Raw genomic sequence first — 10,999 nt, forward strand, 5'->3', positions numbered from 1 at the left:
TTTCCAGACGAATTCACGTTGAATGGCGGGTAACACATAGTCCTTTTCGTCTATATGGTCGATGGCCTCCTTAATGGTGATAGGGGTTTGATATGACATGGTGACGTCCCTGTTTTTCAGATATAGCGCTCACAGAGCTCTGTAGAGACTCCACTCTACAAAGTAACGCTGTATCATGCAACGATGTTATGCCTTGTGGCGTGTCAGGACGACTTGTATCACGTCGCTCCGTTCGGCGCAGAAGGATGCGCCCCACGAGGCGAGATAGAGATACCACAGGCGTATGAAATGGTCGGGATAGCCCATCTGTTGTAATGAAGAATAGGCGGCATCGAAACGTTGAAGCCACGCCTGTATCGTCCGTCCGTATTGTGTGCCATGGTGCATAACATGGCGTGCGACCAGTCCTTCTTGTTGTGCTTGGCGAAGGAAGGTGGCGGGATAAGGAATGCGCGGGACAACGCTCTCAGGGTGAGCCGACAGACGTAAGGGACCGATATTTTTGTGGTATCTGTTCATGTCTTCCTTGTGGATGAAGGCAAAACTTTGAATGAAGGCGATACCCTCTGGTGTCAGGAGTTCACGTATTTTACGAAAATAATGATTCCAATGTGTCTCACGCACATATTGGCACATTTCTATGGAGACGATACCATCGAAGCAGCCGTCAATATCTTGGTAATCTTGGAGGCGCAATGTCGCATGGTCTGGATAGGCTGTGAGGCGTTTTTTAGCATACGCATGCTCTTCCTGTCCTATGGTGACGGCGGTAACGTGATGTTGCGCATGGCGGATCGCATGGAGGGCGAAACTTCCCCATCCACTGCCAATATCCAATAAGCGTAGGGGCTTATCGCCAAAGAATTCGAGAATATGACGATATTTATTGTTTTGGGCTTGCTCCAGACTTTCATGGGCGTCGTCGAAGAGGGCGCATGAATAGCTCATGCCTTTATCGAGCCAGAGGGCATAAAAGTCGTTACCCATAGGAGGAATGGTGTCCGTCCTCCGTGTGTTATTCTTGTCCCTTGACGAGGATAATCTGTAGAGCATTTTTCCCCATAGGATGGGGGCGATGTGCTTGAGGATATTGGGGCGTATGATGTCATGGTTACGCAAGACCCATTCCACGAGTTGGAGCAGGTTGTCGCTATCCCATAAGCCATGTTGATAATCGTCGATGAGGGCATTCTGTCCTTCCATAAGGAATCGCGTCAAGACAGAGAGCTCATGGATATGCATATGGGCTTTGGGGGTGCTCTGCTGTTTTTGTTGTGGCGAGCCTTGTCCCTCGAAGAGATGGCGCTGGCCGTGATGGTCGGTGAGACATAGACTGCCGACATAGGAGGGTGTGCGTGCTGTCTTGTGGAGGGCTTTGAGGACAATATCTCTTGCTTTATGTGGGTGCATGGCCTGTATCACCTTGTGGGGTCGTGTGTATCCGTCACACGAGTCCTACGTCATTGCTGGGGGGTATGTTGTGGCGGGATTGAGCAATTCAATTTGCATGACATCGGTATAGTGTGCCGCAAATGCCCCTGCACAAGAGGCAAGATAGTAGCGCCATAATCGATAGAACGCTTCGTCATATGCTCTGTGGGGTGCGCCATGAGGTTTCATAGGGGATTCCATGCGGAGGATGGTCTCTTTTTGCGCGTCGAATCGTTGCAGCCACATGGTGAGTGTTTTTGCGTAATGTGAGCCGAACGTGAAGATATCGATAGCCCTAAAGCCGACTTTTTGTGCGGCATGGCAGAAGCGTTCGAGGCTAGGGAGAGCGCCACCGGGGAATATCAATGTGCGCATGGCGTCCGTCCCCTTGATATAAGAGCGAAAATGGCGTTCATCGATGAGGATGGTTTGGATATATGCCTTTCCCCCGGGCTTCAAGAGGTCTTTCACTTTTTTAAGATAGGTGAGCCAGTATTTCTTCCCCACCGCCTCAAACATACCGATGGAGACGACAACGTCGTAGCGTCCTCGACATTGGCGATAATCCTTGAGCGTGACGTCTGCCTTATCGCCTATCTTGAGGGTGCGTATGACGTCATCGGTGTATTCTTTTTGCTGTGGCGAGAGGGTGATAGCGCTCACCCGATGGGCGCGTTTTCCGCATGCGCGCCTGATAAAATTGCCCCAGCCACAACCAATCTCGAGGATATGTTGTGGCACATCGCCTATTTTATCGAGGATGCGGTCAACTTTATTATTTTGTGCTTGTTCCAGCGTATCATTGTCGTCCAAGAAGAGTCCGCATGTATAGCCCATCGTCGGGTCCAGCCACAATGCATAGAAATCATTGCCGAGGTCGTAATGGGCAAGCACATTGCGTTTGCTTTGGAATAATCGGCCCTTTTGTCGCCAGTAGCGTAGGCGTGAGACGATGCGGTGACGCATATTCCCGTCCATGAATGTCGCGTCAAAGAATTCTTTGTTTTTGAGGAAATGGTGGATGAGAGAGGGAATATGCGGGCTATCCCATTGCCCTTTTTGGTAGGCTTTGGCGAAGCCGACATCGCCTTCATTGAGCATGCTCGTTATGGCGTCATGGTCATGGATATGGAGCGTTGCTTCAGGGCCCGGCTTATCCCCTTGGCAGAGCTCTGTCGTGCCATCGGCTAATGTCAGGGACAAAGTGCCATACTGACTTTTACGGAGCATAGCGAGCAAGAAAGCGACATCGTCATCAGCATGCTGAAGGGTCGAGGATGATGGTGTTGCCATGCTATGCTATGTCTCTCACAAATGAGGGAAGGGTCACAGACATCCTCCTTATGACGGCACCCACTTCTGTGTTTTTCCCTATCATATTCTTATGGTGTGGTGCAATCTCTTTCATGGAGGCGTCGGGTGGTTATGCGTCTTTGCTGATAACGGGAATTCTCTTGAGGAAGAGTTTAAGGGCTTGCCAGTGGATAAGCATGATCGTCCGCCATGTGATATGGGGATGGCGCCGTAGTGCTGTGAGGAGGGCGGCGCGCCTATAGGCTGTGAGCGTGCCTGTGAGAGAGGTCGAGAGTGTGAGACGGCTGTTCCCATCATAATAGGTGATAAAGATATTGATGGCATCTTCTTTGAGAGAAAAACGGAAATCATAGTGTCCTTCTATTTTGAGGAAGGGTGATACGTAGAAACATTTCTGGGCGCGGAGGACATCACCTTCATCGATTCCCTGTTTTTTTGGCAGGGGGTGGCATATATAGTGGTGTCTTTCCCCGAAGGTATTATTGACTTCAGCGATAACAGCACAGAGCCTTTTTGTGTGCTGGTCGATAAAGAGCCAGAAACTCACGGGATTGAAGAGATAGCCTAACACGCGTGGCATGGTGATAAGGACAATATGTTTGTCCTTGATAGGAATATGGTGTTGTGTCGCCATGTGGTGTAGCCATGCATGCCAGGACGCGCATGGCTGTCCATCGGCGTAATCTTTGGTGTGGAGGGAGAGGGGGCATGGGCTATTGACGGCAAAGAGATAGGGGATATTGAGGGCGGGCATGGTTTTGATGTCGAAGGCGAGCGTCCAATGTCCATAGCGAAACACATTGCGTGATGGCCTGTGTCGGTGGTGCATGACAGAGCCTTGTAGGATATGGGGATGTGTCCAGTCGATCATCGTTGAGGGGCGAAAGGAGAGAGAGGGGGCAGCCATGACGGCAACGGGGCGAGTTGTTTGACGACATGGAGGGCGCTCCATACGCCGTCTTCGTGAAATCCGTATCGTTGATAGGCGCCACAATACCATGTCTTGTTCTGTCCTTGTAGGGCGGGGAGCTGGGCTTGGGCGTCTATGGCTTTTTTGTCGAAGAGGGGGTGATGAAAGCGATGTGTGTCATAGGTGGGATGGGCGCGTTTTTTTGCGTTGAGAGTGACAAAGAGGGGGTATCGTCTGTCGATAGCTTGCAGGTTATTCATCCAGTAGCTCATATGGAGGGAGGGTGTCGTCTCTTGGTGGGTGAGATGATAGACCCAGCTTGCCCATGCGTGTTTTTTACGAGGCATGAACGATGTATCGCCATGCACGGTGATATGGTTTGCTTGGTAGCGAAAGCAGCTGAGGATGGCGCGCTCTTGGGCTGTGGGTGTCTCGAGCAATGACAGGGCGTCGTCGGCATGGCAGGCGAGGACAACATGGTCGAAACGTTGTTTTTGTCCTGTGCTATCCGTGACGATGCTATGGTCATGGGCTCTGTGGATATGGGTGGCGGGATGGAGATGGACGGCATGCGCAAAGGTTTTTTTCATGGCATGGACATATGTATGGGCGCCACCCTTGATGGTATACCATTGTGGCTGTTGTGAGAACGAGAGAAGTCCATGATTGTGGAAGAAACGTATGAAGGTGCTGGCGGGGAATTCGAGCATGGCGCGCATGGGGCAGCTCCAAATGGCGCTCGCCATTGGCAGGAGGAAATAACGGGTAAACCATGGGCCCGTCTTGAGGATGGTGAGGTAATCCTTGATAGAAAAGGATGACGGAGAGTGCATGTAAGCGGGGGCATGGCGAAAGAAATGGCGCGCGTCCCTCATCATGCGGAGATAAGAGGGACGGAACAGGTTAGAGGGTTGTGCGAAGATGCCAGCGAGATTCTTTGTGCTATATTCTAGCCACCCGTCATTGATAGTCGCGCCAAAGGACATGAGACTTTTCTGTCGTTTGATATGGAGATGTTGAAACAAGGCGGTGAGCAAGGGATAGGTGCGGTCATTATAGACGATGAAGCCGGTATCGACGGGAATGGGGTGCGTGGCATGGTCTGGCTGGACGTAGATGGTGCGTGTATGTCCGCCTAGATAATCATTTTTTTCGAACAAGACCACGTCATGGTGTGTGGCGAGACAATAGGTGGCTGTTAAGCCGGTGATTCCCCCACCAACAATGGCGATACGCATGGTGTCTGTGTTAGAACGAACGTTCTTGTGCTATGTCGTCTAGAGGGAGCGACGGGGTGTCTTTAAGGAGATTTTTTCCTCATGGGGACTTGTCCGTTGTAGGACGGCATGCCTCTTTATGCCAATTTTTTTATTGTCTTTGTGAAGGTGGAATGGTAGAACGGGGGCATATGGAGGGAACGAGGACATCTGACTCTAGGGTTTCTATCATAGGGGATGGGCAGTAATCATACAATCATCGCGAGGTCGGTCTCATGACGTTTCTCTTTTTAGCCTTCATATGTCTTTTTTTTCCACTTCTTTCTTGTGCTGGCGAGGCGATGGCCGAGGAGAAAAAGGACACCCATGTGTTTGCGCCCATTGAGGTGACAATTTTACGTTCTAAAACATCCAGTCGAGACGTCGGGGCGTCTGTTTCTGTGGTTGATGGGGACGAGAGTTTTGGGGGCAGAGCCGATACATTGGGGGCGTTATTGCGTTCTGTGCCCGGCGTCTCCACAACTGGTGGTCCGCGTCTTGTGTCGGAACAGCCAAACATACGTGGCCTCAGTGGCGATAGGATTGTGATTCGCTTAGACGGGGCGCGCAAAAATTTCAGCAACGTGCATAGAGGGCGTTTTTTCATTGATGGGAGTCTCTTGAAGCGCGCCGAGGTCTTGCGTGGCGCAGGCTCTGTCTTTTATGGGAGTGGCGCGCTTGGGGGTGTCATTGACCTGACGACAAAATCGGCGTCCGACTTTGTGCGCGATGGCAGGAGGGCGGGGGTTGAACTCGTCTCATCCTATGATAGTAATAATCAGGCGCGCAAAGGGTCTGTCCATCTCTATGCCTTGTCGGAGTCAATGGACGTGCTGTTCTCTATTGGTGGCAAACGTTCAGGCGACTACCAAGATGGCGATGGTAACGACATTCTGTTTTCTGGCGAAAACACCCAGACGATGTTCCTCAAATCCACGTGGACTCTTCCTTCTTTTCATGCTCTTGAATTATCATTGCAACGTTGGCGCGACCATGCCGACTCGTTGACAACACCCGAATTAGATGTGTCTCCCGTGACGACAACGGTGCCAGCCTTTGCGCGCAATTCCATTTTACGTGTCGTGCGCAGGACAACGGAAGACACGTTCTCTTTGCGCCACTCGTACGAGCCGTCATCCAGTCCCTTGAAGGATGCGTGGCTCAATATGGATAATCGTGTCTATATGAGCAGGACGCGCATCGATGAACGGGGAACGGAAGGAGACTTTGTCGACATGGCCAATCCACGCAATAGCCGTTCGGGAAATATGGGACGTCTCGATGAGCGGAGCATTCGCGGCATAGGGTTCGATATCAGCAACCGCATGATGTTCAGTCCGCATGGACAGCATACCATACGTCAAGGCATCGATTTTTACCATGAAGAGCAACAAGGGCGGCGCAACACGGGCGCAATTCCTTTCCCACAAGGACGTCAAAATCTCTTTGGCGTCTATCTCCATGGGCGTTCTCTTTTTCTCGGTGAGACCCTCAGGGTGGAGGCTGGCACGCGTTTCGACCGTAGCAGTCAGGGAAGCAGAGACCGAGTCTCGCGGAGCAATCGACGTCTCTCATCGACCGCCTCTCTTCTCTATAAGATTCATCCGTTTTTTTCCCCCTATGCGTCCTATGGGCAATCTTTCCGCGCCCCGTCCCTCACGGAACTCTATGTGGGCGGCACACACTTTCTCGCTAATCGTTTTGTCAGCAACCCGAGCTTACGCCCAGAGAGAGGGCGCACGACAGAGGTGGGGCTCAATATGGACACGTATGACCCTTCACACGAGGCTGGTGCGAGGAGAGCGTCCCGATGGCATGGCAAATTCGCCTATTTCAGCAGTCACTATCGGGATTTCATCGAGCAAGTGGTTGATGTGCGTTTGGCCTGTTTCAGCCGTCCTCCAGCTGTGGCGAGCATCTTTGCCATGCCGCCCACGTTCAGATGTCCGCCGACCCATCCCATTGGTCCCCAGCCCGGTGGCACGACAACATATGACAACGTGCCAACCGCCACTGTGAAAGGGATGGAATTCGCCCTTAACTATGAGCGCCATGCCCTCTCTGCCCGCCTCCATATGGCGCGCATACGGGGAAAGGACAGACAGAGAGGCACGCCCTTAAGTAACATAGCAGCTGACACGTTGTCGCTCTCTCTCTCTTATGCTGTCTCGCCAACGATGCGCGTCTCTTGGCGAAGCACTCTCGCTGCTGCTCAGGACAGGGTCATAGAGCCAGACAGCGACCCTCAGCGTCTTGGTCTCCCCGTGCGCGGTTTCGAAAATGCCGTCAATGCCAGTGCGTTCACGGGTCTCTATAAGACGCCAGGTTATGGCGTGCATGATATTGCCATAGGGTGGACGCCGAATGTGCGCGCTCTCAAGGGGCTCGATGTTTCTTTCCATGTGCGGAATCTCTTTAATAAAACCTATCGGCAACATACCTCTGCTGTGATGGCACAGGGCTTGAATATGTCCCTGTCCCTGTCGCAGGCATTTTAGTGCCGTGTGTTGTGTGATGGTGAGTCCTTGTCCTTTGGGATAGTGCTTCTTGTGTCATGGGGTAGGGGGGGAAGAGAGACGATACGTGGTGTGATCAAGTAGAGGCGTTCGTTTTTTTCTTTTGTCCTACGTTGCGTACCAAAGAGGCGTCCAAGGAAGGGAATATCGCCGAGGATGGGGATACGGCTTTCATCATCGGTATCATTTTCGAAGTAATAGCCACCGATGATGAGACTTTCGCCTTCTCGAATGAGGGCTTGGGTATTGATGGCGTTATTGCGTACCACAGGGATATTATCGATTTCCTGTCTGAGGAGTGTGCCGTCTTCGATGACGATCGCCATGTGGATGGATTGTGTGTTATCAGAGGAGACAATATGGGGGGTGACGCGTAAGAGTGTTCCTGTGGTGACGGGATAGAGGTCGACGGCTTCCCGTCCTTCGACGCGCACATGGAATGTTTGGCTGAGGTCGAGGGAGGCTTCGAAATTATCGATGGTAATGACGGAGGGTCGTGACAAGATACGGGCGTTATCGTCTTGTTGGAGCAGTTTTGCTTGAGAGAGGATATAGTCGGCGCTGGTCGTTGCGATAGAGATAGGATTGGTTGCTTGGGCGACGACATTGGCGGTGATGGTGCCAAGGGATGGTGTTTCGGTGATGTTTCCAAATCCCGCTGCCACTCGGTTATTGAGGACACCTCGCCATGAAAAGCCGACATCGCTGATGGCGGATGTGTTGATATCGATGATGGCGGCTTCTATTTCTATGAGTCCTGTGGGGATATCGAGGGAACGGATAAGATTTTCGTAGCGTGTCATATTGGCTTCGAGGTCATAGACGATGACGGCATTGAGGCGTGGGTCGGCTTGAATGCGTGCGCGAACGGGCGCTTTTTCTGGCGTCTTTGTTGATATGGTCGTATTGGTTGAGCTTGTAAAGCCGCTGAGAATGCCGGGAAGTCCTGTTTTAGCGCGTTGTTTTTCTTGTGCTTCTGAGGGTTTGCTTGTGGTGGCGGGGAGACTTGGGCCTCCGCTGATGAGGTTGTTGAGGATGGTGGCGATACCGGGGATGGTGACACTTTCATCTCGATAGGAAAAGGTTTTATCGATAGCCCATGCGTGGCGTAGGCGGAACACGCGAGATGCGACATCATCGGAGGTATAGAGGCTGGCGGCGACATTTGTGAGCATATCGAGCATGCGGGGTGGCCCTGTGATGACGACGCTATTCTCTTCTTTGTTTGTATCCATAGAGAAGCGCGAGTCCCAATGGTCGCTTTGAAAAATACGTTCCCTGAGGTTTTCTACGGTTTCGTGGTTGGCGGGGAACTGGCGTGTTTCGATGAGGGCATTAGGATAAATGAGGAGGTAGACGCCATCATAATACCATGTGAATTCGTATTCCTCGCTGAGGCTCTCGAGGAATTGCATGGGGGTTGCCGCTTGGTGGGTGCCGTGGAGAATGCCAAGGAGGGGCGTCTCTGGTGTCTCTTCGATTTTGATAGGCGTTTTGACACTTTTAGCAAAATTCTTGAGGACGTCTTGAATAGGTTGATGGTCGGCATAAAAGCTGTAAATGTCTGTTGTTTCCTCTTCATCATCTGTGATGCTGTCTGCCCAAGGGGGCGTATCGGCATGGAGTGTAGGCAACGGCATGACGATGCACAGGATAACGAGCAGGATGGCGTAGGGCATGTGGATGGGGTGGTGACAGATGAAGAGTCGAGGGCGTTGGTTAGGGGTGATGGGCGAGAATAATGTCATGCCAGCGGGCGAGGGCTGTTTCGAAGGCATCAACCGAGTCGATGAATTGCCACGAGGTGGCATGTCTCAGCAAGATGGTATGATAAAGGACAAGCTGTTTGCTCTGTTCGTGATAGGCGAGGCATGCGGTGTGCTCTTTCTGTTGTGCGAGATTGAAACGTAGGAGTTTTTGCACGAAGTCAATGGCGGGGATTGTCGTATCGGTTTCATCGATGGCACACAACAGGCCTTCGAGGACGAGGGCATCGCCAATACGTTGACATGTGAAAGGGGGGGCATCGTCGGGGGCAAAGCGGTAGCCGCCATGAGGGTCGGGTTGTGTTGTGATGGGCGTTGTGCGACGCTTTTGGTAGTCGCCAACGAGCATATCCATTGTGAGCATGGGGACGATGTCTCTGTGGTCATTGATGTTTTTCGCCCCTTGTCTCTAGGTGTCGTAAAAATCCGTTCCTGTTACGTGATTTTGCTCTTGCTTGGTGATTTTTGCGGGTGACTCTTTGGCATTTAGAATGGAATATGAACGACAGCACGGACACCTAGAGAAAGGAGGACGAGCGGTTGCATGCGGCCTGTCTTCATCGTTCCTTATCAATCCTGTCGTGTGGTGCTATGTCCGAAACAGAGTCTGACAAGACGTCATCTGTGTCTTCCCCAGAGGAGGAACGTTCTCACAGGCCGAGCCATGAGGGGGTTTCTGAGGGGGTTTCTGAGGAGGCTGCTGAGGGAGTCTCTGAGGGGTTCATCCTCAAACTCTTATCAGGGTTTCATGTTGGTGCTGAAGTTGCTCTGACGCCAGACACACATGTGACCATTGGCAGGGACGAGTCATGCGATGTGATCCTCTCAGATCCATCTATTGCTCCACAGCATGGGCAGCTGACAATAGGGAAGGATGGACGCGCCGTTATCAAGGGCATCCTGTCAGCAGAGGCGTCATCTCCAGAGACATCCCCAGAGACGTTCATGCGTGTCGCCATCAATGGCAAGCCTATCGATGGCGAGGGAGCGCTTCAGCAAGGCGATATTATCACTTTAGGGCGTCTTCACCTTGCCTATGGCGCGCCAGAGACGCCATGGCATCAATTGACGATTCCTTCTTTTTCTGACGAGGCATCGCCTCCGTCGGAGCATGGTGAAGCGCATGGCGAGACTGCCTCTCCCTCTCATGATGGTGAGGATGCCTCTCCTTCGCCTATTGAGGGGGCTGTGCTCACAGACCATAGAGACCAGCGAACAGAGAGACGTCGCTTTTCCTTCACACGCACGCTTGTTTTTATCTGCCTCCCTCTAGGCTTTGCCGTTGTGCCTCTTTTTTTCCTATTGCATGGCATGCCTCCTATGCCGAGCCTGCCTATGATGAAGGCAACAGAAGAGATGACCGCCACCACAGAGGATGTCGCGCACGGAGAGCGTATGGAGGAGCAAGACACCTCTGACCATCTCCCCGACAGGTTTCATGACAGGCTTCATGACACCCCTCATGACATCCATGCTGTCCATTCCGCCATGTCAGAGGCCGTGTCAGGGGCCATGTCAGAGGCCATGCCAGAGGGAGAGCCACAGCATGATGGCGCGTCTTCGCTCTCTTTGGCTGAACGTGTGTCGATGCTTTTGGCGTCGATGGATGGCGGGCGAGGCCATGTCACCGTGCAGGATTCCTCCCATGCCGTCACCATAGGGGGCTATGTCCATACCCACCATGACCTCAATGTCCTTCGTGGCTTTATCGAGGCGCGCATTCCAGACGCTAGCGTGCGAAGCCAATTGCGCTATCGCGTGACGTCGACTCAGACTCTTGCGATGGCGATACGTTCTGAGTTGGAG

At 52.3% G+C, this 10,999-nt stretch carries 8 protein-coding genes; 2 read left to right on the plus strand and 6 right to left on the minus strand.

From position 1 onward, the window contains the following. Nucleotides 1-186: 186 nt before the first annotated feature. The 4 genes from GDA54_03600 to GDA54_03615 form a co-directional block, all read right to left on the minus strand. Nucleotides 187-1,410 (minus strand): class I SAM-dependent methyltransferase, encoded by a 1,224-nt coding sequence (locus tag GDA54_03600; GenBank protein MBC6497390.1) that lies wholly within the window; start codon nucleotides 1,408-1,410, stop codon nucleotides 187-189. A 45-nt stretch (nucleotides 1,411-1,455) separates the two neighbouring features. After that, nucleotides 1,456-2,724 (minus strand): class I SAM-dependent methyltransferase, encoded by a 1,269-nt coding sequence (locus GDA54_03605; protein MBC6497391.1) that lies wholly within the window; start codon nucleotides 2,722-2,724, stop codon nucleotides 1,456-1,458. Between the two features lie 130 nt (nucleotides 2,725-2,854). Then, nucleotides 2,855-3,652 carry a DUF1365 domain-containing protein gene (locus GDA54_03610; protein ID MBC6497392.1) on the minus strand — a complete coding sequence of 266 codons (798 nt, stop codon included), beginning with the start codon at nucleotides 3,650-3,652 and terminating at the stop codon, nucleotides 2,855-2,857. Next, a complete protein-coding gene (locus GDA54_03615) occupies nucleotides 3,613-4,893 on the minus strand; it encodes an FAD-dependent oxidoreductase (protein MBC6497393.1) in 1,281 nt (426 codons plus the stop codon). Before GDA54_03615 ends, GDA54_03610 begins: the two co-directional genes overlap by 40 nt. A gap of 254 nt (nucleotides 4,894-5,147) precedes the next feature. On the opposite strand from GDA54_03615, the gene GDA54_03620 reads away from it, so the two are divergent. Next, nucleotides 5,148-7,409, plus strand: a complete 2,262-nt coding sequence (locus GDA54_03620) for a TonB-dependent receptor (GenBank protein ID MBC6497394.1) — start codon at nucleotides 5,148-5,150, stop codon at nucleotides 7,407-7,409. On the opposite strand, the gene sctC is transcribed toward GDA54_03620, so the two are convergent. Both sctC and GDA54_03630 read right to left on the minus strand, forming a co-directional pair. After that, nucleotides 7,406-9,205 (minus strand): type III secretion system outer membrane ring subunit SctC, encoded by a 1,800-nt coding sequence (gene sctC, locus GDA54_03625; protein ID MBC6497395.1) that lies wholly within the window; start codon nucleotides 9,203-9,205, stop codon nucleotides 7,406-7,408. The genes GDA54_03620 and sctC overlap by 4 nt on opposite strands. Further along, the gene (locus GDA54_03630) at nucleotides 9,147-9,557 is read right to left on the minus strand and encodes a type III secretion system chaperone (protein ID MBC6497396.1); all 411 of its coding nucleotides are present in this window, start codon (nucleotides 9,555-9,557) and stop codon (nucleotides 9,147-9,149) included. The genes sctC and GDA54_03630 overlap by 59 nt, the downstream gene beginning before the upstream one ends. 227 nt (nucleotides 9,558-9,784) lie before the next feature. Between GDA54_03630 and GDA54_03635 the strand changes: the two genes are divergently transcribed. Beyond that, the coding region (locus GDA54_03635) for an FHA domain-containing protein (GenBank protein MBC6497397.1) at nucleotides 9,785-10,999 on the plus strand (1,215 nt) is incomplete at its 3' end.

Source organism: Alphaproteobacteria bacterium GM7ARS4, assembly GCA_014332745.1.
Taxonomy (GTDB): domain Bacteria; phylum Pseudomonadota; class Alphaproteobacteria; order GM7ARS4; family GM7ARS4; genus GM7ARS4.

Bases quoted from the DNA above. Each gene is read 5' to 3' on its own strand.
- GDA54_03600 (MBC6497390.1), bottom strand. From the start codon at position 1,410: ATGCACCCACATAAAGCAAGAGATATTGTCCTCAAAGCCCTCCACAAG.
- GDA54_03605 (MBC6497391.1), bottom strand. From the start codon at position 2,724: ATGGCAACACCATCATCCTCGACCCTTCAGCATGCTGATGACGATGTC.
- GDA54_03610 (MBC6497392.1), bottom strand. From the start codon at position 3,652: ATGGCTGCCCCCTCTCTCTCCTTTCGCCCCTCAACGATGATCGACTGG.
- GDA54_03615 (MBC6497393.1), bottom strand. From the start codon at position 4,893: ATGCGTATCGCCATTGTTGGTGGGGGAATCACCGGCTTAACAGCCACC.
- GDA54_03620 (MBC6497394.1), top strand. From the start codon at position 5,148: ATGACGTTTCTCTTTTTAGCCTTCATATGTCTTTTTTTTCCACTTCTT.
- sctC (MBC6497395.1), bottom strand. From the start codon at position 9,205: ATGCCTTCGAAACAGCCCTCGCCCGCTGGCATGACATTATTCTCGCCC.
- GDA54_03630 (MBC6497396.1), bottom strand. From the start codon at position 9,557: ATGCTCACAATGGATATGCTCGTTGGCGACTACCAAAAGCGTCGCACA.